The organism is Yoonia vestfoldensis DSM 16212 (assembly GCF_000382265.1).
In the GTDB taxonomy this organism is placed as follows: domain Bacteria; phylum Pseudomonadota; class Alphaproteobacteria; order Rhodobacterales; family Rhodobacteraceae; genus Yoonia; species Yoonia vestfoldensis.
In genome coordinates, this window is sequence record NZ_KB907977.1 from 127079 (window position 1) to 151397 (window position 24319).

A 24319-nucleotide genomic window follows, 5' to 3' on the forward strand; every position below is an offset into this window, starting at 1 on the left:
CGCGCCTTGCGAAGCACGCGCGGGGCGTGCAAAGTCGGCGCAGCGGAACGACGAAGGGACCGAGATGACCCGCCACCCTCTATTCCACCGCGCGCAGATATCGCCCGACACGCTGCCTTTGGAGGATCTGGACCAGATTATTTCCGTCGGCAGCGATCTTCTGGGCCAATTGCAGGTCTTCGTGATCGGCATGCTGCGGCCCTGGAACCTGTATCAGATCGGGATCATCCTGCTGTTGTTCGCGCTGGCGCATCTGCTGCGGGCGACGCTGGGGCCACGTATCCGCGACTGGATGGGATCGCGCGAGAACTGGCCGAAATGGCGCATGCGCATTCTTGTAGTCATCCACCAGCGGCTGCGCGCGATCTTCTTTGTCGCGCTGTTGTGGCTGGTTATCCTGATCATGCGCGAAGTGACATGGCCCAGCCGCAGCTATCTGCTGAGCGTCGCGGGAACGCTGTCTTTTGCATGGCTGGCCATCGTTTTCGTCACCCGTCTGATCAAAAGCCAATCCTTGCGGCGCTTCGTCCGCTACGGGGCCTGGACCTATGTCACGCTGCTTATTCTGGACCTCGTCGATCCCGCCGAACAGATCCTGGACGGGGCCGGTTTCGCGATCGGCGAGATCAGGTTTTCCTTGCTGTTGCTGGTGCAGGCGCTTGTCATTCTGGGCGCGCTGATCACGATGGCGCGGTTCTTTACGGCAACGACCGCGCGGCGCGTCAGGGCCAACGAGGATATCAGCCCCTCGATGCAGGTACTGATCGTCAAGGGCGTGCAGATCGCGTTTTACGGGGCCGCGTTCTTTCTGGGGGTCCGCGCGCTCGGGATCGACCTGACCGGCCTTGCGGTGCTGTCCGGTGCGATCGGCGTAGGGCTGGGGTTCGGGCTGCAGAAGGTGGTTTCCAACCTCGTATCAGGCATTATCATCCTGCTCGACAAGTCGATCAAGCCGGGGGACGTGATCAGCCTTGGCGACACCTTTGGCTGGATCAATGCGCTGGGTGCGCGCTATGTGTCGGTCGTCACCCGCGACGGGCGCGAATATCTGATCCCCAACGAGGATCTGATCACCGGACAGGTGGTCAACTGGTCGCATTCCAACGAATTCGTACGGCTGGACATCCATTTCGGCACGTCCTACGGCGACAACCCGCATCTGGTGCGCAAGGTCGCCATCGCGGCGGCCCAAAGCGTGGACCGCGTGCTGGTATCCCGCCCTGCGGTCTGTCACATCGTGGGCTTCGGCGACAGTTCGGTCGATTACATCCTGCGGTTCTGGATCAGCGATCCGACGGCCGGGCTGACCAATATCCGTGGCAATGTGTTTCTGGCGCTGTGGGATGCGTTTGCCGACAACGGGATCAGCATCCCGTTTCCACAACGCGAGGTGCGGATGCTGAATGGCGACAAGATGTCCGAGGCCTGAACCCATTGCGGATCAGCGCGTTATGCACATGTAACTGGTGTGGCGCATCCGCGCGCTGCATACAGATCGCAACATCGAAAGGACCGTCATGCAATTCCAACTGAACACCGACGCACATATTCAGGGCGACGAGCGGCTGGCCGAAGTCGCCGAAACGATCGTGACCGGCGCATTGGGCCATCTGACCGATCGTCTGACACGCGTCGAGGTGCATGTCGTCGATGTGAACGGCGGCAAGGGCGGAGCGGATGATATCAGATGCACCGTCGAAGGCCGTCCCGAGGGAATGCAGCCGCAGACCGTCACCCATCACGACGCCAATGTCGAAGCGGCCTTGCGCGGCGGGGCCAAGAAACTGCGCGCGCTTCTCGATAGCGAGTTCGGCAAGCTCGGGCGGCGCTGATTTCCCCTGCGGTGCAGGGGAACGCTCCGCGGGGGATATCTGGGCTCGGAAGATGAGGTCAGAGACCGCCGATACGGCGGATCAGGGCGATGATGTCGTCTACGCCCTGCCCGTTGCGCAGGCTTGCAAAAACCACCGGCAGCGCACCGCGCATCCGTGCGGCGTCCGCTGCCATGACTTCGAGCGAGGCGCCCACATGGGGGGCGAGATCGGTCTTGTTCACGACCAGAATGTCCGACCGCGTGATCGCGGGGCCGCCTTTACGGGGGATATCCTCGCCCGCCGCCGTGTCGATCACATAGATCGTCAGGTCGGCAAGTTCGGGACTGTAGGTCGCGGACAGGTTGTCGCCGCCGCTTTCGATCAGGATCAGGTCCAGATCGGGATGGCGCGCGCGCATTTCGGCGACGGCCGCGAGATTGATCGACGCATCCTCGCGGATCGCGGTATGCGGGCAGCCGCCGGTTTCCACGCCCATCACGCGGTCGGCGGGCAGTATCTGCATCCGCATCAGGGCTTCGGCATCTTCCTGCGTGTAAATGTCATTGGTGATCACGCAAAGGCTGAGTTCGTCTTTCAGCGCCCGCGCGAGCGCGGCCGTCAACGTGGTTTTGCCAGCGCCGACAGGACCGCCGATACCAACGCGCAAAGGACCGTGGGGGGACATGCTGAGACCTTTCATCAAGACCGGAAAATGCGGGAATATTGCGCGGCATGCTGCATAGAGGCGGTATCGACAGCGAATGCTGCGCTGCCGATATCGTCAAGCCCGGCGCTTGTCGCCTCTGCCCCGATGCGCAGGCAAAGCGGCGCAAGACCCGCCAAAATCCGCTGCGCCTCGGTCTGGCCGAGGGGCATCAGGCGCTGTGCCGCCTGCACCAGATTGCTGGCGAAGCTTTGCAGCCAAAGTTGTGCGACAGGCAGAACCGGCAGGTCCATCAGCCGGGCCGCGCGCCCCACAGCCACGGGATAGGCCATTTCGGGCAGATCAAGCCCCCAGACCGCGCGGGTCGTCGCGGCAAAGGCTGCCCCTTGTTGTAACGTCTCCATCCGGCGTTCGCGACTGGGTGTCAGTGCCGCCGCGAGGTCGGCGATCGGCGTCACATCTTCTGCCGCATGGGCCGCACAGAGCAGGATTGCATCACTCCGCCCCGCCCCGTGGACGAGCACATCGGCAAGCCAATCCGCGAGCGCTGCGCCGTCGCGGACATCGCCACGCCCGATGGTGCGTTCCAACCCGTGCGACCACGCGAAAGCGCCCACCGGATAGGCCGGCGACAGCCATTGGGCCAGCGTCAGCAGCTGCGCGTCACGCATGGGAATGGCTGTGGTCATGCCCCATCGTCCGCCCGTGGCCATAGGCCCCGCCTTCGGGGGTGAACGGCCCATCGACATCCGTGACGGTCGCGCCAAGCTGTTCCAGCATCCCGCGCATCACCTTTTCGCGCTGCACAACCAGCGCATCGGGCAGGATCGCGCAGGGCATGTGCCGGTTCCCGATATGCCAGGCCAGCCGCACCAGATCGCCAGTCACGCGCATCAACGCCTCTTGGGCCGCGACGACGGCAATCTGGCGGCCGTCCTCAAGCAGGAACACATGGCCCGCGGCCACCGATGTCGTCTGCGGCAGATCGACCAGAAACGGCTCTCCTGCGTCGGTAACAAGCCGCTTGCGCCGCAACAGACGGGCGTCATACGTCAGGCTGACCGTGCCTGCGACAGGGCCATGGGCGTGGTCATGGGTCGCGAGGGCGCGGGCGCTCATCAATCTTCTCCGACGGCAGTGATGGACAGGATCGTATATGTGTCGATACTATCGCTATCATCCGAGGCGAAGGACGCCATATATGCGATGCCAAGGTCAGGCAGGTAATGCAGGCCCTCGGTCTGGCGATAGCCTTCGCCGCTATAGACGATTTCGCCGGGGATGACTGTATAGATGCAATCGCCATAGGTCATCGTCGTCATGTCTGACCAGCTGGCGGTCATCTTGTCGTCGTAGATGCCGTCGACCACGGCGCGCGTGCGCCAGACCTCGCCCGGAGCGGGCAGCGGCATCGCCTCTACCGCCACCGGATAGGCATAGGTCGATATGGTATCCGGATTGGGCAACGCGTTGTAAAGCTCGACCACGTCAAGCACGTAGACGCCCTGCCCCAGCGTGCTGCGATCAGCATAGCCGTCGTCATATGCAACGATCAATTCGATGACATGTGGCCGCAGGGTGCGGTAGGTCTCGACCGCCCCATCATCGCCGATCAGCCTGATACCGGTGGCAAGGTCGGCCGCAACAGGGCAAGCAGCCATCGCAGGGGCCGCCAGACATGACAAGAACATCGCACGGTAGATCATTCGCACCTCCCCGGTATTGCGCCAAAGCTAGCAAGGGCGACGCTGCTTGTCATCACGCACAGAGGAGCGGCCGCGCGGATCAGATGTCGTGCGGAAACGCCATCGCCACGACCTCGGCCCGCGTCAGCCCACGCGCGGCAAGCTGATCGTCCGAGATGGCGGCCAGTGCGCGCAACGTCTGTGCGCGGGAATTGTTCTCGGTCAGATAGACGATGCCTCTGCCCAGCGCGCGCAGAGGCGTCATTGCCAGTTCGACGATCATCTCGCCGGTGGACATCAGGGTATTGTCGGATTGGAAAGCCATGTTGCACCTCTTGAATGCGTGTTTCTTTCCTCCCTGCACCCAAGTTAGCCCCCTGACGCCCGGTCAACAACGCCACAAACTGCAATCCCATTATGCGTTTTCTGCAATGCAGCATCAGAAGAGGAAATACCTCTGCGCCATCGGCAGCACATCCGCCGGCGCACAGGTCAAAAGCACACCATCGGCGCGGACCTCGTAGGTTTCGGGGTTCACCTCGACATGCGGCATGGCGGTGTTCAACTTCAGATCCGCCTTGCCGATGTTGCGGGTATTGACGACCGGCAGCGTCTGCTTGGCCAGCCCCAGCGTGCCCCTGATCCCTGCATCCTGCGCCGCCGCACTGACAAAGGTGACAGCGGAATGTTCCACCGACCGCCCGTGGGCGCCGAACATTGGGCGCGTATACACAGGCTGCGGCGTCGGGATGGACGCATTGGGGTCACCCATCTGTGCCGCAACAATCGTGCCGCCCATCAGGATCATTTCCGGTTTCACGCCAAAGAACGCGGGGTTCCACAGCACCAGATCGGCGCGCTTGCCGACCTCGATTGATCCGACATGGGCGGAAATGCCATGCGCAATCGCCGGATTGATCGTGTATTTCGCGATATAGCGGCGCACGCGCATGTTGTCGTTGTTGCCGGTTTCCTCGGCCAGTTGCCCGCGCTGGACCTTCATCTTGTGGGCGGTCTGCCACGTGCGGATGATCACCTCGCCCACACGGCCCATCGCCTGACTGTCAGAGGCGATGATCGAAAACGCGCCCATGTCGTGCAGGATGTCCTCGGCGGCAATCGTCTCGCGGCGGATACGGCTTTCGGCAAAGGCCACGTCCTCGGGGATGGATTTGTCCAGATGGTGACAGACCATCAGCATGTCGAGATGTTCGTCGATCGTGTTGACGGTAAAAGGCCGCGTCGGGTTGGTGGAGGAGGGCAGCACATTGGGCTGGCCGCAGATCTTGATGATATCGGGCGCATGACCGCCCCCCGCGCCTTCGGTGTGGAAGGCGTGGATCGTGCGGCCTTTCAGGGCGGCGACCGTGTTTTCGACAAAGCCCGCCTCGTTCAGCGTGTCGGTATGGATCATCACCTGCACATCCCAGGCATCGGCCACCGACAGACAGCAATCGATGGCAGCAGGCGTGGTGCCCCAATCCTCGTGCAGTTTCAGACAGGACGCGCCTGCCAGAACCTGTTCCTCCAGCGCGGCGGGCAATGACGCATTCCCCTTGCCCGCAAAGGCAAGGTTCATCGGAAACGCATCCGCCGCCTGCAACATCCGACCCAAATGCCACGGGCCGGGGGTACAGGTGGTGGCCAGCGTGCCATGCGCAGGCCCTGTGCCGCCGCCGATCATCGTGGTCAGGCCGGAAAAAAGCGCATCCTCGATCTGCTGGGGGCAGATGAAATGGATATGGCTGTCGATCCCGCCTGCGGTCAGGATACGGCCTTCACCGGCAATCGCCTCGGTCCCCGGTCCGATGATGATATTCACGCCCGGCTGCGTATCAGGATTGCCCGCCTTGCCGATGGCGACGATCCGCCCGTCTTTGAGGCCGACATCGGCCTTGATGATGCCGGTCCAATCGACGATCAGCGCATTGGTGATGACCGTATCCACCGCCCCCGCCGCGCGCGTGATCTGCGACTGCCCCATCCCGTCGCGGATCACCTTGCCGCCGCCGAATTTCACCTCTTCGCCGTAGGCCAGCGCATTGGGGCCTGTGCCGCCGGTCGTGGCGCGCCCGACAAGTTCTGCGGTCAGATCGCGCTCGACTTCGATGAACAATTCGGTATCGGCAAGCCGCACCTTGTCGCCCACCGTGGGGCCAAACATCGCGGCATAGTCGCGGCGGTTGATCGTTGCTGGCATCCTACAAATCCCCCATCACGGCTTGATTGAAGCCATAGACCTTGCGCGCGCCCGACAGCGGGATCAGGTTGACATCGCGCCGTTGCCCCGGTTCGAACCGCACGGCGGTGCCAGCGGCGATATCAAGCCGCATGCCGCGCGCGGCCACGCGGTCGAAATCCAGCGCCGGATTGGTTTCGGCAAAATGGAAATGCGACCCCACCTGCACCGGCCGGTCGCCGGTATTGGCCACCTGCAACACCAGTACGGGCGCGCCCGCGTTCAGCGTCAGATCGCCCGCCGCCACAATCACTTCACCCGGTTTCATGGCATGACCCCCAACTTCTTATTTCCAGAAATACTCATCTTCTTTTCAACGGATCGGATCATGGACCGTCACCAGCTTGGTGCCGTCCGGAAAGGTCGCCTCGACCTGCACCTCGTGGATCATGTCGGCGATCCCCTCCATCACCTGATCGCGGGTGATGACATGCGCGCCCGCCTGCATCATGTCGGCGACCGACCGTCCATCGCGCGCGCCTTCGACGACGGCATCCGTGATCAGCGCGATCGCTTCGGGATAGTTCAGCTTGACCCCCCGCGCGAGCCGCTTCCGCGCCACTTCGGCCGCCATTGCGATCAGCAATTTGTCTTTTTCACGCGGGGTCAGTTGCATGGGTCACAATCTCCAGACACGGGGGATGGGGGCGGCGGACAGCGCCTCGATCACGGGAATAAGGTCGCGGCGCAGGGTAAAGCCGTCACTGGCCAGAAGCCGGATCAACAACAGATCCTCCGCCAAAAGGCTGGCACCGGCGGTATCGGGCAAATCCAGCGCGCCCGCCAGCGCTGCCGCCTGCGGTGCCGCCAGCAAAAGCGTCGCCATCGCCCCCGCCCCGCCGGCGATGGCCTTGCGCGCCAGCAGGGCATCGGCATCGCCGATCAGGCGGATCGCATCGGCAAACACCAGCACGCCGTCGCGCCGGATGCGCCATTGGTCACGCAGATGCAGGGAATGCACGACCTCGCCCATCGCGACACGGCCAAAGATGACGGGTTCCACGATCAGGCATTGCGCGGACCCGGTCAGATCGACGGTCATCCGCCGGTCAAGGGCTGCGGCATCAAACAGGATGGTTTCCTGCGGCAGCCAGTCGATGCGCGCATCCTCCGCCACCTGCAGGGTCACATCGACGCGCGCCACCTGACCGTCAAGGGCGGCATAGCCGCGTTCCGCCGCCTGCGAAGACAGCACGACATGCGCGCCCGGACCTGCCACGACGTCCAGCGCCATGCGGTCGCCGCCCGTCAGCCCGCCCGATGTATTCAGGAAAACCGCATCAAGCGTGCGGCCATAGCTGCGCGGGAACAGCGCCTTGAGCGCGCCTTGCTGGCGCAGGTCCGCGATCACGCTTTGCGTGCCACGGCGCTTGGCCGACAAATGCAGCGCCCCTTGCGCGCGCGGTTGCAAAGGCGCGGCCCGGTCCATGTCGATCTGTGCGGGGTAGGTCATGTTCCGCCTTTCCTTGGCCTCTTTTGCCAAGGATCGACGGCGCAGGGCCAGTGATGGCGCTGCTTTTGCAGCACAAAATCCGCAACCCTGCGCGTGTTCGCCTAAAAATCAGGCAGTCGGGGCGGAATTCACGACGGCATCAGTCCGTTCGGTCCATCCGCACCTGATAGCGGACGTTGCCGCGCACAGGCGCGCTCCAATTCAACTGAACCGACCGCAGGTTCGCGCCTTTTTCGCCTTCGGCCCAAGGCAGGTCGTGCAGTCTGACATTGGCCGCGGTCGTGATCGCGCCATTGGGCATCACGAAATCGACATGCCGCGCCCGTCCACCGAACGGCAAGGCATCGCCTGTGTTCATCGTCCAAGTCGCCGCGGCGGTTGCCTGATTATGTGCAAGCACGGCGGGGTTCGCGACCGGGAAATCGACGTTGTGAAACGTGTTGGCACTGAATTCGAAACTGCGGGTGCGGCTGAAATCCAGATCGGCAAATGTCGTGTCCACGGTCTCGACCCGGTCGATCCGCCCATTGATCGACCGGAACACATTGCCCACGACCGCAAAACCGTTGATGAAGTGCCCGGGCCCATAGGGCTTGATGACGATGAAGTTGAACCAGGGGGCGACATCGTTCGTGGTGAACATGTTGCCCGTAATCGTCAGCCCGCCAAAGGAAAACTGTTCGCCCAACGCTGGGCTGCTGGAATGCTCGTTGGTCCATTCGATGAAATTGTTATCGCAGTAATTGCCGGTGAAGATGCTCTTGGGGTTCGGCAAGGTCAGGATGATTCCACCTTTGCGCACGCTATTGGGCTGGTCGTCGCCATGAAACCAGTGATTGGCCGTGATCAGGTTGCCCGACCCCGCGAGCACGCAGAAATGCAGGAACCGGCTTGTGCGGTTGTCGCGGATCTTCACGTCGTTGGCATTGGCGTTGAACCCGATGCTGACGCGGGCCGCGACCGGCACCGCCTGTTCGTCGGAAATGAACTGGCATCGGTCGATCATCATTCCCTGGCAGCCGTAGCCGGGCGAGGTGACACCCCGGTCGCGCGGCCGGTTGACAAAGCAATCGCGCAGATGAAACGTGAACCCGTCCGGGGCCATCATGATCCCGCTTGCCACACCACGGCCCTGGAATTCGATATCGGACAGGATGAATTGGCTCAGCTTCTCATAACCCGAGAAATCGAGCATGTATTTGAATCGGGTGAAGGTAAAAACCTGGGTGCCTTCGGCGTCATAAAGCGGATTGCTCAGCGTCAGACGCGCCTGCGGGATATCGACCGCGGTGACATAGACTTCGCGGCCGACACCGGCCCCCGTGACCAGTGACCCGACCGCGATGTTCGCGATCCCCGTCACATTGGTCAGCTGCCGGTCGTTGCTGGCGGCATATGTGGCCTGCGACGAAACCACGGACGTATCCCAGGCCGCGCTGTCATCGGGCTGGAACTGGCCGTTGCGGATGACGCGGCGGGTTTCGAACCGCAGGCGCGTGGGATCACAGGCCTGCATGTCCACAGGTGCGGTCAACCGGATGCGCCGCCCGCACAGATCAAGCGAATCGTGGTCGGCGAAGTTGATCAGCGCCTGATAGGCCTTCTTGAATGCCGTTTCCTGGTCCTTGAACGCATCAAGATAGGCGTCGTAATCGTACCCCTTTTGCAGGATGAAGCGATGCTCGGCCGCCTGCAGGATCCGCCCTTCGAAACGGGTGGTGTTCTGCATCGTGACACTGCCCGCCAGACGGTAATCGCCCGCAGGCACCATCACATTGCGCCCGCCCGCTGCGGCATCGGCGGCGATGAAGGCGGGCGCGTCATCGCTGACGCCGTCGCCCTTGGCGCCGAAATCACGCACATCGACAAGGCTGACCAGATCGCGCGTAAAGACGCTGCTGACATCCTCGATCGTGATGTCGTCGATACGCACGAGCCCGCCCGCAGGGCCGGTCAGATCAAGGCCAAGGTGCCCGTAATCCGCGCCGGTCCAGACCAGATCGACGCCCGTGCGTGCAGCCGTTGCGATGATCGCGCTGATGGTGACGACCGCGCCATAGGCGGTCAGTTGCGTGGCGGGGCCGGTTGTGGGCACGCCGGTCAGCAACGTGCCGTTGGCGCGACCGGGCCAGCCTGCGATGCGCACTTCGGGCAGCGGACCTGCCACCGCTTTCACTCGCGCGGTGACGCGCAGGTAGCAGCCGGGCAGCACCGGCGTTTCGCCCATGTAGCGCACCCGCGCGAGCGGGCCTACCTTCAGCACTTCCAGACAGCCTGCGAAATCCTGATCCGCTGCCACGAATACCCCCGACCCGCTGACGGCATAGGTGTCCGACCCCGGCGTGCCGTCGCCGCTGGACCAGACCCCAAGGCCCGCCGCAAAAGGCAACGGGTTGAAAACGATGGCGTCGGTGATGGCTTTGTTCATGGATGATCCCCAAAGGCTGTGCTGCGCAACTGCCAAGGGGATATCGCAAAGGGTTAAAGACCGGCTGACCCCACCGTCACGGTCAGCCGCGCAACGGGCCGATCAGGCCCCGACATCAGGTGCAGGCAACAGCGTGACACCGTTGATCTGCCAGCCATCCGCCGTTTCGATCATCTGGTAGTCCAGCACATGCAGCCCGCCCTGCGCATCGCGTATCATGACCTTTTGCCACAAAAGCCCCGATACATCGCGCAGTTCCAGAAACCGCACATCGGCATTGTCCCAGACCATCGGATAGCCTTGCTGGACCATCGCGCCGAAATTACCTTCGTTGCCGAACAACCGCTTGATGTTCGGGCTGGCATGGGACCATGCCGCCGCGACATCGCGGTCGTTGAAGGCCCGAAGCTGATCACCGATCACGCCTTCGATGGCGGCATTGTCCTGCGCGGCCAGGGCGGTGGCCGACAGCCAGAGCCCCAGAATGAATACAAAAATGCGCTTCATCGTCCTCTCCCTGCGTTTGCTCTGTCACAGATACGCAGCCAAAGGCCGATCAGTTTCATTTTCGCACGACATCCCCCATCGTTCGAGCGCAAATATCTCCGCCGGAGGCTCCGCGCCAGCGGACCCTCAGACCTCGCGGGATAGCTGGGCCTCGATCAGGGCGACAGTTTCATCCACACCATAAAGCGCGATGAACCCGCCAAAACGCGGACCCTGCGAAGCACCCAGCAGCACCTCGTAAAGTGCTGTGAACCAGTTGCGCAAAGGATCGAACCCATGCTCGTTGCCCACAGCAAAGACCATGGTCTGCAACGCTTCGGCATCGAGGCCCCCATCCCAGACCTTCAGCCGCAAAGCCAGATCTTCCAGCGCCGCGCGTTCCTGATCGGTGGGCGCGCGATAGGTTTTAGCGGGCTTTACGAAGTCATTGTAGTAGCGCACGGCGAACCCTGCCGCCTGATCCATCTGGGGGTTCTTTTCGGCAGACGCGTCCGGCGCATAACGACGGATGAACCCCCAAAGCGTGTCCTTGTCCTCGGCCCCCGACACCGAGGCAAGGTTCAGCAGCATCGCAAACGGCACAACCATGTCCGAGGCGGGCACGTTATAGCCATGGATATGGAAGACGGGGTTGTTCGCACGGCCCGCGGCGTCCTGATCGGCATAGGCGCGCAATTGCTGGTGGTATTCATCGACCGCCTTGGGGATCACGTCGAAATGCATCCGTTTCGCCGTCTTGGGCTTGAGATACATGAAATAGCTCAGCGATTCCGTCGATGCATAGGTCAGCCATTCGTCGATCGAAATGCCGTTGCCCGAAGATTTGGAAATCTTCTGGCCGTTCTCATCGAGGAACAGTTCGTATGAAAAATGGTTCGGCTTGCGCCCGCCCAAGATCTCGCAGATGCGGTCATAGATCGCGGTGTTGGTGGCATGTTCCTTACCGTACATCTCGAAATCGACGTCGAGTGCTGCCCAGCGCGCGCCGAAATCGGGCTTCCACTGCAGTTTCACATTGCCGCCCGTGACCGGCAGCGTCCATTCGCGGCCATCCTCATCGTCGAAGGTCACCTCGCCGCGCACGGCATCGACGTTCTTCATCGGCACGTAAAGCACGCGGCCGGTCTCGGGGTGGATCGGCAGAAAGATCGAATAGGTTTCCTGCCGTTCCTCGCGCAGGGATTTCAGCATGACGGCCATCAGGTCGTCATAGCGTGCGGCGGCCCGCAGAAGAATCTCATCGAATTGGCCCGTGCGGTAGAATTCGCGCGCCGAATAGAATTCATACGCGAACCCGAAGGTATCAAGGAAACGGCGCAGCATCGCGTTGTTGTAATGCCCGAAACTTTCGTATTCGCCAAACGGGTCCGGCACCGATGTCAGCGGCTTGTGCATGTGTTCCTTCAGCATGTCCTGCTGCGGCACGTTGCCGGGCACCTTGCGCATCCCGTCCAGATCGTCCGAAAAGCAGATCAGCTTGGTCGGGATATCGGAGATGACCTCAAACGCGCGGCGGATCATCGTGGTGCGCAGCACTTCGCCGAAGGTGCCGATATGCGGCAGGCCGGACGGGCCATAGCCGGTTTCGAACAGGACATAGCCCTTTTCGGGCGGACCGGATTCATAGCGTTTGAGCAAGGCGCGCGCTTCTTCGAAAGGCCAGGCCTTGGATGTCATCGCAGCGTCACGCAGATTGGTCATTGTCTTGCTCGCATTCAGGGGCGGCACCCCAAATGGCACCTGCACGCACACTCCCTATTGCGAGACGGACAAGGCGTCAATAAATGGGACATGCATCAAAAAGGATAGACCATGTCAGACGCCGGCCCATTGACTGCCCAGGACGCGCTTGTTGTGCTCATGATCGGGGTTTCGGCGGCGGACGGCAACATCCGCACGTCCGAACTGGTCAAGATCAGCAATGCGATCAACAACCTTCCGGTCTTTGCAGGCTATGATGTGGAACGCGTGCCGCAGATGTCGCAACTGGTGTTCGACCTGCTCGAACCCGAGGACGGGTTGGAAGCGCTGTTTGGCCTGATCCGCGATGCCTTGCCAAAACGGCTGTTCGAGACCGCCTATGCGCTTTCATGTGACGTCGCCGCCGCCGATGGCCGCATCGCAGGGCAAGAGGCGCGGATGCTGGAAGAAATCCGCGAAGAACTCGATCTCGACCGGCTCTATGCTGCCGCGATTGAACGCGGCGCGCGTGCAAGGCATATGACTTTGTAAAGAAAAGATTCTGGCCTCCGGCGGGGATATTTGGGCTCGGAAGATGCCAAGGACCTAATAGGCGCGCAGGCCCCATTGTTGCAGGATATCCTGCTGCAGGCGGCGTGACCGCGTGTTCCATGTCCGCGCACCGGGCGGTATTTCCTCGCCCAGCGCCTTGCCGCGGTCGCGCGCGTCCAGATCGGCGGCGAAGATCGCAAAGCTGAGGTCACGACCGCGTGCCGTGCGCACATATCCCGCCAAAGCCGAAACAAAGTTGAGCGTGCCGGTCTTTGCCCTGACGGTGGCCTGCCCCGCGTTGATAGGGTTCTGATTGGTGTCGACCAGCCTGATGTCGCGCATCACCGGGCGCAGGCGTGCCATCACATCTGGGGCTTGCAGGAAACGCACCATGTCGCTGGCGCTGATCTGTGACCCATCGCCGAGGCCTGAATGGTCCTCGAACTGCGGGGCGATGCCCGGCGCGCGTGCGGCGGTCCAGCGCGACATGGCCAAGGCCGAGGTATGCAGCCCGCGCGGTTGCCCCGCGATCGCGGCGCTTGCCGTCAGTCCCACCGCCTCGGCGGTGATGTTGGTGGAATAGCGCAGCATGTCGGTCAGAAGTTCAGGCAATTGCTGGCCATCGTGGCGCGCCAGTTCTGCCGCCTGCGGCAAGTCGGCGATGACGCGCGGCGCGCCCAGCACGATTCCCCGGCTGCGCGCGAAGGTCGCGAATACCTCGGCGGCATAAAGCGACGGCGCACGCACCGGCAACCAGCGCGAGCCTTCGGCGTTCAGCGCGGAGCGCGCGACTGTCCAGTCGTCCACATCGCCATCGCGGGCATGGGTGAAGATCGGCAGGTCACGGTCCACGATCTGCATCCGTGCAATCGTGACCGGCGGGCGGTAATTTTCGCTGCGCGCATCCATGGCGGTGATGAAGCTCTGGCCTTCCTGACGCCATTCGAAATGCACGCGGTTGAAATTCAGGTTCAGCCCGCCAAGGGCCGGATTATAGCCGACATGGGCCGGTTGCGTGGGGTCGATCTGGTCGAGATGCGGCAGCGCACCATCCCAGATCAGGAACGCGCCCGTCACTTCGCGCAGGCCCGCCGCGTGCAGCGCGTCTACAAGTCTTGCAAGATCGTCCGTCACCAGATTGGGATCGCCGCCGCCAGCGAGGATCAAATTACCATCGAGAATACCGTCTCTGAGCGCCCCTTGCGCAAGAACGCGCGTCGTGAACCTGTGATCCGCCCCCAACGTTTCCAGCGCATAAAGCGCCGTGACCGCCTTGGTCACGCTGGCGGGTGGCAGGCTGGCGCTGGCATTATAGCTTTCCAGCACGGCACCCGTTGCAGGATCGCCAAGCACCACGCCGATCTGCCCGGCAAGCCCCGCACGCGCGATGATGCCTTCCAGCGCATCGCGCGGCGCTGTGCGCGCGACGGGTCGGTAGGACCGCAGCGGCACGTCGGCATGGGCACCCGTGGCGACGCTTGCGATCGTTCCGGCAAGCATCTGGCGTCGCGTCAGCCGCATCACCATTCCCCCCGCGCCCGGATGGCGGACGAAGAATCGTGCGACATCGGCAGGTTGATGAAAGACCACGCAGGCGCCTGCGCCCGCCCCAGGATATGGCTGCCTCCGCCCGGCAATTGCGCGGCGGCATAGACCCGCGCCGTTTTCGATAGCCGTGCCGAAATCCGGTCGTCAGGTCGCGCGATCACGCCGACCGGCACATTGTCCATGATCCAGCGCCAGTCCTGCCAGCGGTGGAATTGCGCCAGATTGTCCGCCCCCATCAGCCAGACGAACCGCACGCCGGGATAGCGGCGGTGCAAGGCCACCAGCGTTTGCGCCGTATAGCGCGTGCCAAGCCGTGCCTCGATATCCGTCACCGTCACGCGGGGATGGTGCATCAACGCACGGGCGACTTGCATCCGGTCGGCCAGTGGCGCGGGTCCGTTGCGTTTCAGCGGATTGCCGGGGCTGACCAGCCACCAGACCTGATCCAGCCCGAACCGCGTCAGCGCGGATTTCGTGATGTGGACATGCCCATGGTGCGGCGGATCGAAGGACCCGCCAAGCAGCCCGATCACCTGTCCTGTCTTTGCCACCGGAAAGCCGTGCAAGGTCCTGCCCCATACCATCTTGCCGCAACAAGCAGGCTGGACGCCCAAATGTAAACCCCCCGTCAGGTCACAAAGCGCATGAAGGCAAAGCGGCGGCTGTCGGGTGCCCAGCAGGGCACGTTGATCGTGCCTTGCCCGCCGTGCAGATGCACCAGATCGCGCGGGGTGCCGCCAGCAGCGGGCATCAGGCGCAGTGTCACGTCCAGATTGGCCGGATGGCCTTTGGTGCGCGGCGGATAGGCGAGATAGAGAATGTGCAGGCCGTCGGGGCTCGGGTGCGGGAACCAGTTGACCGCCGCGTCATCGGTCATCTGTTCCAGATTGGTGCCGTCAGGGCGGATGCGCCAGAGATCGACCGCGCCGTCCCTTTCGGCGTTGAACCATATCCATGCGCCGTCGGGCGTGTAATCCGGCCCGTCGCAATGATCGAAAGCGTCGGTCACGCAGGTCTCATCCCCGCCCGCGACAGGGCAAGTATAGACCCCGAACGGCGCCCCGCGTTTGCCGACATACGCAAGTGTCGCGCCATCCGGTGACCAGCCGTGCCAGTAGGAGGGTACGTTTTACGTCACCCGTTCCAGCACACCGCCGCTGACGGGCAGCGTATAGACACAGCTTTGCCCGCTCTCATCCATTGCGCTGATGACCAGCGTCCGGCCATCGGGGCTGATCCCGTGGTCGTTGTTGCAGGCGGTGGCAAAGCCTGTGTCGATCTGCTCCAGCTTGGGCGCATCCAGCGGCACGCAGTATAGCAGCCCGCCGCCATTCACGATCAGATATCCGTCAGGGTGCCAGTTCGGCGCCTCGATATGGCCGTTGTGGTCGAGCAGGACGGTGACCTGATCCTGCGCCAGATCATAGATGCACAATTCGCTGCGCATCATGCTGTCCCGTCGGGGATATAGTCGAAGCGGGCAAAGCGCGCCTCTGCCCCCTGCCCTGTCAGATCGAAGGCGACCATGCCGACGAAAGCGCCGGTAAAGGACGCATGTTCGCCCCGCCCGCCTTCGTCCGAGATATGCGAAGCCTCGATTCGCGGACCCAGCTTTTGCCAGTCCCCGTCTTGCCGGAACCAGAATTGCTGGGCGGCCCCATCGAGCGCCACACGCAGATCGACAGGGCCATCCGCAAGCGCGACAGGGTCGGCAGGATAGCTCAGCCCCTCGCCCGGCCAGTCGCCCAGGCAGGACATGATCTGCAAGGCACGGCCCTGTTCGGGCAGGTGGGTGACAAGGGCGGCATGGAATTTCGTGCGGTTGTAATAGGTCGTCAGCCCTGCTGCCTGCTGATAGGTCACCGGCGCGAAATCGCAGGTGGTTTCGGCAACGTAAGCCGCATGTTCCTGCCGCCGCGCGACGAGCGATTGTTCGAACCAGTTGCCGATGCTTTGCCGTCCGATCAGGACCAGCGCGTCAGCCTCCATGCGGAAGATGCGGTCAGGATACGGCGTGCGCAGCCATTGAAATTCAGGCGGCAAGGTGCCGCCGAACGGACGCCGCGTGGCGGCGACAGGCGCAGGGTCCACCGCGACAGGCGACGGCACGTTCTCTCGCGGGACCATGCCGCCATGCGCAAGGTAAAGCCAGTCATCGCGCCAGACGACTTCTTCGATCCCGGTCTCGCGGCCCATCGGGCAGAAACGGCCATCCTGCGGGCGGCCCATCAGGAAGGTGTGGTAATGCTTACCCCAATGGGTTTCGACAGATTGGCCGTGGCCCGTGCGCTGGATCGGGCCATCGGTGCCTGCCGCACAGATCACATGCAGATCGGGGTGGTTTTCATACGGCCCCCAGATGTCGCGCGACCGCGCAAGCGTGACGGCATGGTCATAACCCGTGCCCCCCTCGGCAGTGGTCAGGTAGTAATAGCCGTTGCGCTTGAAAATATGCGGGGCCTCGGTCAGGCCCCGCGACGTGCCTGCGTAGATATTGCGCACGGGGCCGTAGAGCCCGCGATCCGGCGACCACGCCTGCAACAGGATGCCGTCGAATGCGTCATGCGCGGGGTTGCAGCCGGTGCCGGGGCCACGGTGGTTCCATTGCATGTTCATGAAATATTTGGTGCCGTCGTCATCGTGAAACAGCGACGGATCGAAGCCCGATGAATTGACATACCGCGGGTCGGACCAGTCGCCATCGATGGTGGCGCAAGTCGTGATATAGTTCGGCGCATCCTTGAACGCGCCGTCCAGCCGTTTGACATCTGTGTAAACCAGCCAGAACTTGCCATCCGCATGGCTCAGACAGGGGGCCCAGATACCACAGCTGTCAGGATTGCCCCGCATGTCCAGCAGGCCCGCCCGCGCCAAGGGGCGCGCCACCAGTGTCCAGTTCACCAGATCGCGCGAATGGTGGATCTGGACGCCCGGATACCACTCGAATGTCGAGGTCGCGATGTAGTAATCAATCCCCACCCGACAGAACGACGGGTCGGGATTGAAGCCCGGCAGAATGGGGTTGCGGATCATGCGTCGAGTTCGGCGGATTGCGCCCAGAGGTTGATCTGTTCCTCATCGGCATATTGGTCGATCAGCGCCAGTTCCGCGGCGGTGAAATCCAGATTAGCGATGGCGCCCGCGCAATCGGTCACCTGCGACGGTTTCGACGCACCGATCAGCGCCGTCGTGATCCCGCCATCGCGCAGCACCCATGCAATCGCCATCTGCGCCAGCGTCTGGCCCCTGCCTTGCGCAATCTCGTTCAGCTTGCGGATGTTCTGGATCGCCTTGTCGGTCAGCATCGACGGAAACAGCGATTTATCCTGCGCGGCGCGGCTGCCCTCGGGGATGCCGCCCAGATATTTGTTCGTCAGCATCCCTTGGGCCAGCGGCGTGAACGCGATGGACCCGATGCCAAGGTCTGTCAGCGTGTCCTTCAACCCGTCCTTTTCGACCCAGCGGTTGAGCATGTTATAGGATGGCTGGTGGATCAGGCAGGGCGTGCCGAGGTCTTTCAGGATCGCCACAGCCTCGCGCGTGCGTTCCGTGTTATAGGACGAAATCCCCGCGTAGAGCGCGCGACCAGACCGGACGATGTAATTCAGCGCGCCCATCGTTTCCTCCAGCGGGGTGTCAGGATCGAAGCGGTGCGAATAAAAGATATCGACGTAATCCAGCCCCATCCGTTTCAGCGACTGGTCGCAGGAGGCCACCAGATATTTGCGGCTGCCCCATTCCCCGTAAGGTCCGGGCCACATGCCGTAGCCCGCTTTGGAGCTGATGATCAGCTGGTCCCGATAGCCGTGGAAATCATTGGCGAGGATGTCGCCGAACGCCTCTTCCGCAGATCCCGGCGGCGGGCCGTAATTGTTGGCCAGATCGAAATGGGTGATGCCATGGTCGAACGCCGTGCGGCAGATGTCACGCTTGGTCTGGTGCGGGGTGTCATGGCCGAAATTGTGCCACAGGCCCAAGGAAATCGCGGGCAGTTTCACCCCCGATGCCCCGCAGCGGCGATAGATCATCTTCTCATAGCGGTCTTCGGCGGGGGTGTAGGTCATCGGTTTCCTCCTAAATCGATTTCGTGAAAGCATCACGGGTGCCGTGCGATGTCAACCGCAAGGCGGCGTGGTGCTGCACCTTGTTCCGTGGCTGCGCACCGCTATCCTTTGGGTCATGGGCAGGGTGTTTCTTCAGACAGGCGGTCTTTTGCTGGTGATGCTGCTGGCGGCACCCTTTGCCTTCTATGCCGCGGGTTTCGGACAGGACGGATTGCGCGGCACGCTGGACGGCCCGCATTACCTACTGTCGGAAAACGGCCCCGCCAATGCCGGTATCTTTTCGCATATGCTGCTGGGCGCGCTGATCACGCTGCTGGTGCCGTTGCAACTGATCCGGCCTTTGCGCGCGCGCCTGCCCGCGCTGCATCGCTGGACCGGGCGGCTGGTCACACTGGCGGCAGGGATCACGGCATTGGGCGGGCTGGCCTATATCGCGCTGCGCGGCACGATCGGTGGGGCGGTGATGGATGCAGGCTTCACGCTTTATGGCGCGCTGATGCTGCTGGCGGCGGTCCAGACCTATCGCCATGCCCGCGCGCGGCGGCTGGACCAGCACAACGCATGGGCGCTGCGGCTCTTTTGGCTGGTTCTGGGGTCGTGGCTGTACCGCGTGCATTACGGGCTGTGGTATCTGACGACGGGTGGCCTGTGGTCCACGCCCGCATTCACGGGTGCCTTCGATCTGGTGCAGAATTTCGCCTTTTATCTGCCCTATCTGATCGGGGTCGAGATTTACCTGCGCCGCCGCTTTTCATCGCCCGGACGCCGTGCCAAGCTGCCCGCATGACAGACCTGATGACACTGGACGGCACCCCCGTCTCCCGCCTGACCTTCGGCACGATGCAATTCGGCGGCAAGGCCGACGAAGCCGAAAGTGCGGCCATGTATGACGCCGCGCGCGGCGTTGGCATCAATCATTTCGACACGGCGGTCCGCTATACCGAGGGGGCCGCCGAAACCATCCTTGGCCAGTTGATCAAGAATGAACGGGACAAGATCTATCTGGCGACCAAAGTCGGCTATACCGGCGGATCAGGGCGCGCCAATATCCTTGCGCAATTCGACATCTGCCGCAGCCAGTTGCAGCAGGATCAGATCGATCTGCTCTATCTGCACCGCTTCGACGACGCTACGCCGCTGGAAGAAACCTTTGCCACGATGGCAGAGCTGCAATCGCAGGGGCTGATCCGGCAGATCGGCGTGTCCAACTATGCCGCGTGGCAGGTAATGAAAGCGCAGGCTGTGGCGCGCAGCTTTGGCACGCGGATCGACGTCATGCAGCCGATGTATTCCTTGGTCAAACGGCAGGCCGAGGTCGAGATTTTTCCCATGGCGCAGGATCAAGGCATCGCGCTGGTACCCTATTCGCCCTTGGGCGGCGGGCTGCTGACGGGCAAATATGCCAGCGGTGGCACGGGGCGGCTGACCGATGATCCGCGCTATGCCGTGCGCTACGGGCAGGGCTGGATGCATGACACCGCCGACCGCCTGACCGCTGTGGCGCGTGACGTGGGGACCGACCCCGCCACGCTTGCCGTGGCATGGGTCATGTCCCATGCGACAAGGCCATCGCCCATCATCTCGGCGCGGTCACTTGCGCAATTGCGGCCATCGCTCGCGGCGGCGGATTTCACGATGTCGCCAGCACTTTATGACGAGATCACCGCACTCAGCCCCGCGCCGCCGCCAGCCACCGACCGGCTGGAAGAGGCGTGATCGACTTTCTGATCATCGGCGGCGGTGTCGCAGGCCTTTCCGCCGCAGCACGGCTGTCGACCTTGGGCAGCGTCACCGTGCTCGAACGCGAGGATGCGCTGGCCTATCACGCCTCCGGCCGCTCTGCCGCCTTGTTCGAGGAACATTACGGCAAGCCGTCGACCGTCGCGCTGAACCGCGCCAGCCTTGATTTTCACCGCAGCGCCGACGTGCTGTCGCCGCGCGGCCTGATGCTGATCGGCAGCGCGGCCGAAGCCGATCTTTTCGCAGCCGACGTGCAGGCCATGCGGATGACCGAGATCACGATGGATGAGGCCCTGGCCCTGATCCCGGTGCTGAACCCCGACCATGTGGACCGCGCGGCCTATGATCCCGGTGCATGGGACATCGACACCGACAGGCTGATCCAGACATTCGCAAAAACCGCGCGCGGCAATGGCGCGCAGATCGTGACCAAGGCTGAGGTCACGGGGATTAGCCGCACCGCGCAAGGCTGGGCCGTGAGCACAAAGGGGGGCGAATTTGAGGCGCGCCAGCTCGTCAACGCCGCGGGCGCATGGGTCGATGTCATCGCCGCGATGGCGGGGGTGGCCCCTTTGGGGTTCCAGCCCTTGCGCCGGTCAATGGCGCGGATTCCGGCGCCTGACGGGCATGATGTCCGCGCCTGGCCGATGGTCTTTGGCGCGGGCGAAGGCTGGTATGCCAAACCCGATGCCGGCGCGTTGATCGTATCCCCCGCCGAGGAAGACCCCACAGACCCCCATGACGCCTATGCCGACGACATGGTGCTGGCCGAGGGTCTTGCGCGCTACGAGGCAAACGTGACCACGCCCGTCACCCGTCTGCTCGCGTCATGGGCGGGGCTGCGGACCTTTGCGCCGGACAGGACACTTGTGCTGGGGCCGGACCCCGCCCATCCCGGTTTCATCTGGTGCGCGGGCCAAGGCGGTTACGGGATGCAATCCTCGCCCGGGGCAAGCCAACTTTTGGCCGATCTCATCAGCGGAAACACGCCCGCGATCAGCCCGGATATGGTGGCGGCACTGGCGCCCGACAGGCTGCGCTGAATTATTCAACGCCGCGTGCCTGCGCGCCCTTTCAAACAGCGCAGCACTGACATATCTGCATCCGATGAACCGCGACAGCGACCGTAACCGAGCCAGATTTGACCGACAATATCGCAAGATAGCGCCGCTGGTGCCGGGTATGGCAAGCCTGCGCAAACCCGGCTGGATGATCGCGCGGGTTCTGGTCGCCGTCGTCTTCATTCTGGGCGGGTTTCTGGCGATCCTGCCGATTTTCGGGCTCTGGATGATCCCTGTGGGCCTTTTGTTGCTGGCCATCGACTTGCCCGCCCTGCAAGGCCCCGTATCGCGCCTGCTGATACGGGGGCGCAGGTGGATCGCGCTGCGGCGCAGGCGCTAGCCGTCGATCCGGATCTTGGCGTTCTGCGGATCGTATGGGCTGTCTTCGACGATCACGGCGGGCCAGAGCTTGTCCAGCATCTTGACCTGCAACTGCGTGCCGACAACCGCCAGTTCCGGTTTGACATAGCCCATCCCGATGGATTTGCCAAAAGCCACCGAATAGCCACCCGAGGTCAGACGCCCGACGCGCGTGTCGCCATGATAAAGCGCCTCGCGTCCCCATGGGTCGGCGTCATCGGGTCCGTCGATCAGCAGGGTCACGCATGTGCTGCGGATCCCCTTGGCCAGCATCGCATCCTTGCCGTGGAAATCCTTGGACAGGTCCACAAAGCGCGGCAGATCAGCCTCCAGCGGTGTCGCGTCGCGGCCCAATTCGTTGCCGAAAGCGCGGTATGATTTTTCCTGCCGCAGCCAGTTTTGCGCGCGTGCGCCGACCAGCTTCATGCCATGTGCAGCACCCGCCTTTTCCAGCAGATCGAACAGGTAGTTCTGCATCTCGATCGGGTGGTGCAATTCCCAGCCAAGCTCGCCGGTATAGGCCACGCGGATCGCGTTGACAGGGCACATGCCCAGTTCGATCTTTTGCGCGGATAGCCACGGAAAACGCTTGTTCGACAGGGCGGTCGCGGGGTCGGCGTCTTTGATCACGGCGGCCAGCACGTCGCGGGATTTGGGGCCAGCGATGGCGAAAACGCCCCATTGCGTGGTCACATCCTGCGCGTTGATACGGCCGAAGGTGGGTTCCATGTCTTCAATCGCCTTGATCAGGTAATCCTGATCGTAAGCGGTCCATGCGCCCGCAGAGACAAGGTAATAATCATTCTCGCCATTGCGGACGATGGTGTATTCGGTGCGCGTCGTGCCATGGGCGGTCAGCGCATAGGTCAGGTTGATCCGGCCAATTCGCGGCAGTTTGTTGGTGGTGAACCAGTCCAGAAACGCCGTGGCCCCCGCGCCCGTGATCCGGTGCTTGGTAAAGGCGGTGGCGTCGATCAGGCCAACGCCTTCGCGGATCGCTTTGGCTTCCTCCACCGCATATTGCCACCAGCCGCCGCGCCGGAAAGACCGGCTGTCATGGTCGTTGAACCCTGCGGGGGCATAGTAATTGGGCCGTTCCCAGCCGTTCACAAAGCCGAATTGCGCGCCGCGAGCGGCCTGGCGGTCATAGGCGGGCGATGTGCGCAGGGGGCGGCAGGCGGGGCGTTCCTCATCCGGATGGTGCAGGATATAGACGTGGTCGTAACATTCCTCGTTCTTGCGCGCGGCGAATTCGGTGGTCATCCAGTTGCCGTAACGCTTGGGGTCGAGGCTGGCCATGTCGATCTCGGCCTCGCCATCGACCATCATCTGCGCAAGATAATAGCCGGTCCCGCCAGCGGCGGTGATGCCGAAACTAAACCCTTCCGCCAGCCACATATTGCGCAACCCCGGCGCCGGGCCGACCAGCGGGTTCCCGTCGGGCGTGTAACAGATCGGGCCGTTGAAATCGTCCTTCAGGCCAGAGTTTTCGCAGGACGGAATCCGGTGGATCATCGCCATATATTGGTCTTCGATCCGTTCCAGATCGAGCGGGAACAGATCGGCGCGGAAGCTGTCCGGCACGCCGTATTCGAAACAGGCGGGCGCGTTCTTTTCGTAGACGCCCAGAATCCAGCCGCCCCGTTCCTCGCGCACATAGGATTGCGCGTCCGCGTCACGGATGACGGGATGTTCGACGTGGCCGTCGGCACGGAACTGCACCAGCGCGGGGTCCTGATCCATCACGATGAACTGATGTTCGACAGGGATCGCTGGAATCTTGATGCCAAGCTTTTTCGCGGTGGTCTGGGCATGGTTGCCGCTGGCGGTCACGACATGTTCAGCGGTGATGACGATCTGTTCCTCGGACGGCACAAGGTTGCCGCCCTTTTCCACCATGCGGGTCGCGGTCACGTCCCAATGGGTGCCGTTCCAGTGGAACGCATCGGCCTGCCATTTGCGCACAATCTCGACCCCGCGCTGGCGCGCACCTTTGGCCATCGCCTGCGTCACGTCGGCGGGGTTAATGTAGCCGTCGGTGTGGTGATAAAGTGCGCCTTTCAGATCATCCGTGTTGATCAGCGGCCATTTCGCCCTGATCTGATCGGGGGTCATCCAGACATAGGGCACATCGCAGGTTTCCGCCGTTGACGCATAGAGCATGAATTCATCCATGCGGTCCTGCGTCTGGGCCATCCGCAAATTGCCGACGACGGCAAAGCCTGCGTTCAGGCCGGTTTCAGCCTCCAGCGATTTGTAGAAATCGACGGAATACTTGTGGATATGGGTTGTGGCAAAGGACATGTTGAAGAGCGGCAGCAGGCCCGCCGCGTGCCATGTGGAGCCCGACGTCAGCTCGTCGCGTTCCAGCAGCATGACATCGTCCCATCCGGCCTTGGCCAGATGATACGCGATGGACGTTCCCACAGCACCGCCACCGACGACCAATGCTTTGACTTGCGTTTTCATGCTGACGATTCCCTCGGCGCTGCGTTGGGTGCAATCTGCTTGAAAGACGCAAGGC

At 62.8% G+C, this 24319-nt stretch carries 26 protein-coding genes; 7 read left to right on the plus strand and 19 right to left on the minus strand.

All coding sequences use genetic code 11. The annotated features are described in order from the left end of the window. The first annotated feature begins 64 nt into the window (after positions 1 to 64). On the plus strand, positions 65 to 1429 hold the full coding sequence (locus H147_RS0106550) for a mechanosensitive ion channel family protein (RefSeq protein WP_110570928.1): 1365 nt from the start codon (positions 65 to 67) through the stop codon (positions 1427 to 1429). 88 nt (positions 1430 to 1517) lie between these two features. Continuing rightward, positions 1518 to 1832: a hypothetical protein gene (locus H147_RS0106555; RefSeq protein ID WP_026352315.1), complete on the plus strand. Its 315-nt coding sequence runs from the start codon at positions 1518 to 1520 to the stop codon at positions 1830 to 1832. A 58-nt stretch (positions 1833 to 1890) separates the two neighbouring features. Here the strand turns inward: H147_RS0106555 and ureG are convergent, their stop codons facing one another. From ureG to H147_RS0106615, 12 genes are all read right to left on the minus strand, one after another. After that, a complete protein-coding gene (gene ureG / locus H147_RS0106560) occupies positions 1891 to 2514 on the minus strand; it encodes an urease accessory protein UreG (protein ID WP_019954554.1) in 624 nt (207 codons plus the stop codon). Then, a complete protein-coding gene (locus H147_RS0106565) occupies positions 2514 to 3149 on the minus strand; it encodes an urease accessory protein UreF (RefSeq protein WP_019954555.1) in 636 nt (211 codons plus the stop codon). The genes ureG and H147_RS0106565 overlap by 1 nt, the downstream gene beginning before the upstream one ends. Next, on the minus strand, positions 3142 to 3597 hold the full coding sequence (locus H147_RS0106570) for an urease accessory protein UreE (protein ID WP_019954556.1): 456 nt from the start codon (positions 3595 to 3597) through the stop codon (positions 3142 to 3144). The genes H147_RS0106565 and H147_RS0106570 overlap by 8 nt, the downstream gene beginning before the upstream one ends. After that, complete coding sequence (locus H147_RS0106575) at positions 3597 to 4184, minus strand: hypothetical protein (protein WP_019954557.1); 588 nt, start codon at positions 4182 to 4184, stop codon at positions 3597 to 3599. The genes H147_RS0106570 and H147_RS0106575 overlap by 1 nt, the downstream gene beginning before the upstream one ends. 79 nt (positions 4185 to 4263) lie before the next feature. Further along, the gene (locus H147_RS0106580) at positions 4264 to 4488 is read right to left on the minus strand and encodes a DUF1127 domain-containing protein (RefSeq protein ID WP_019954558.1); all 225 of its coding nucleotides are present in this window, start codon (positions 4486 to 4488) and stop codon (positions 4264 to 4266) included. A gap of 114 nt (positions 4489 to 4602) precedes the next feature. After that, positions 4603 to 6363, minus strand: a complete 1761-nt coding sequence (gene ureC, locus H147_RS0106585) for an urease subunit alpha (protein WP_019954559.1) — start codon at positions 6361 to 6363, stop codon at positions 4603 to 4605. Between the two features lies 1 nt (position 6364). After that, positions 6365 to 6670, minus strand: a complete 306-nt coding sequence (locus H147_RS0106590; RefSeq protein ID WP_019954560.1) for an urease subunit beta — start codon at positions 6668 to 6670, stop codon at positions 6365 to 6367. Between the two features lie 45 nt (positions 6671 to 6715). Further along, a complete protein-coding gene (locus H147_RS0106595) occupies positions 6716 to 7018 on the minus strand; it encodes an urease subunit gamma (protein ID WP_019954561.1) in 303 nt (100 codons plus the stop codon). Positions 7019 to 7021: 3 nt separating this feature from the next. Then, complete coding sequence (locus H147_RS0106600) at positions 7022 to 7855, minus strand: urease accessory protein UreD (RefSeq protein ID WP_019954562.1); 834 nt, start codon at positions 7853 to 7855, stop codon at positions 7022 to 7024. Between the two features lie 139 nt (positions 7856 to 7994). Then, positions 7995 to 10283 (minus strand): glycosyl hydrolase family 28-related protein, encoded by a 2289-nt coding sequence (locus H147_RS0106605; RefSeq protein ID WP_019954563.1) that lies wholly within the window; start codon positions 10281 to 10283, stop codon positions 7995 to 7997. Between the two features lie 102 nt (positions 10284 to 10385). Next, positions 10386 to 10790, minus strand: coding sequence for a DUF4864 domain-containing protein (locus tag H147_RS0106610; protein WP_019954564.1), 405 nt, complete (start codon positions 10788 to 10790; stop codon positions 10386 to 10388). Between the two features lie 126 nt (positions 10791 to 10916). Continuing rightward, a complete protein-coding gene (locus H147_RS0106615) occupies positions 10917 to 12491 on the minus strand; it encodes a lysine--tRNA ligase (protein WP_019954565.1) in 1575 nt (524 codons plus the stop codon). Positions 12492 to 12602: 111 nt separating this feature from the next. Here H147_RS0106615 and H147_RS0106620 point away from each other — a divergent pair, with 111 nt between their 5' ends. Next, positions 12603 to 13022 carry a tellurite resistance TerB family protein gene (locus H147_RS0106620; protein ID WP_019954566.1) on the plus strand — a complete coding sequence of 140 codons (420 nt, stop codon included), beginning with the start codon at positions 12603 to 12605 and terminating at the stop codon, positions 13020 to 13022. 54 nt (positions 13023 to 13076) lie between these two features. Here H147_RS0106620 and dacB read toward each other — a convergent pair whose 3' ends face one another. The 6 genes from dacB to mgrA form a co-directional block, all read right to left on the minus strand. After that, positions 13077 to 14549 (minus strand): D-alanyl-D-alanine carboxypeptidase/D-alanyl-D-alanine endopeptidase, encoded by a 1473-nt coding sequence (gene dacB, locus H147_RS0106625; protein ID WP_019954567.1) that lies wholly within the window; start codon positions 14547 to 14549, stop codon positions 13077 to 13079. Beyond that, positions 14543 to 15154 carry a nicotinate-nucleotide adenylyltransferase gene (locus H147_RS0106630; RefSeq protein WP_019954568.1) on the minus strand — a complete coding sequence of 204 codons (612 nt, stop codon included), beginning with the start codon at positions 15152 to 15154 and terminating at the stop codon, positions 14543 to 14545. Before H147_RS0106630 ends, dacB begins: the two co-directional genes overlap by 7 nt. Positions 15155 to 15198: 44 nt before the next feature. Continuing rightward, entirely contained in the window at positions 15199 to 15579 is a 381-nt protein-coding gene (locus H147_RS21325) for a TolB family protein (protein ID WP_019954569.1), read from the minus strand. A 120-nt stretch (positions 15580 to 15699) separates the two neighbouring features. Then, positions 15700 to 16020, minus strand: coding sequence for a TolB family protein (locus H147_RS21330; protein ID WP_019954570.1), 321 nt, complete (start codon positions 16018 to 16020; stop codon positions 15700 to 15702). After that, the gene (locus H147_RS0106640) at positions 16017 to 17603 is read right to left on the minus strand and encodes a glycoside hydrolase family 43 protein (protein ID WP_019954571.1); all 1587 of its coding nucleotides are present in this window, start codon (positions 17601 to 17603) and stop codon (positions 16017 to 16019) included. The genes H147_RS21330 and H147_RS0106640 overlap by 4 nt, the downstream gene beginning before the upstream one ends. Continuing rightward, positions 17600 to 18634 carry an L-glyceraldehyde 3-phosphate reductase gene (gene mgrA / locus H147_RS0106645; protein WP_019954572.1) on the minus strand — a complete coding sequence of 345 codons (1035 nt, stop codon included), beginning with the start codon at positions 18632 to 18634 and terminating at the stop codon, positions 17600 to 17602. Before mgrA ends, H147_RS0106640 begins: the two co-directional genes overlap by 4 nt. 70 nt (positions 18635 to 18704) lie before the next feature. Between mgrA and H147_RS0106650 the strand changes: the two genes are divergently transcribed. The 4 genes from H147_RS0106650 (at position 18705) to H147_RS0106665 (ending at position 21775) form a co-directional block, all read left to right on the plus strand. Next, complete coding sequence (locus H147_RS0106650) at positions 18705 to 19421, plus strand: DUF2306 domain-containing protein (protein ID WP_245541116.1); 717 nt, start codon at positions 18705 to 18707, stop codon at positions 19419 to 19421. Beyond that, positions 19418 to 20350, plus strand: coding sequence for an aldo/keto reductase (locus H147_RS0106655; RefSeq protein WP_019954574.1), 933 nt, complete (start codon positions 19418 to 19420; stop codon positions 20348 to 20350). The genes H147_RS0106650 and H147_RS0106655 overlap by 4 nt, the downstream gene beginning before the upstream one ends. Then, complete coding sequence (locus H147_RS0106660) at positions 20347 to 21417, plus strand: NAD(P)/FAD-dependent oxidoreductase (RefSeq protein ID WP_019954575.1); 1071 nt, start codon at positions 20347 to 20349, stop codon at positions 21415 to 21417. Before H147_RS0106655 ends, H147_RS0106660 begins: the two co-directional genes overlap by 4 nt. Positions 21418 to 21481: 64 nt before the next feature. Beyond that, a complete protein-coding gene (locus H147_RS0106665; protein WP_019954576.1) occupies positions 21482 to 21775 on the plus strand; it encodes a hypothetical protein in 294 nt (97 codons plus the stop codon). On the opposite strand, the gene H147_RS0106670 is transcribed toward H147_RS0106665, so the two are convergent. Beyond that, a complete protein-coding gene (locus H147_RS0106670) occupies positions 21772 to 24264 on the minus strand; it encodes a GcvT family protein (RefSeq protein WP_019954577.1) in 2493 nt (830 codons plus the stop codon). The two genes, H147_RS0106665 and H147_RS0106670, sit on opposite strands and share 4 nt — an antisense overlap. Positions 24265 to 24319: the final 55 nt, after the last annotated feature.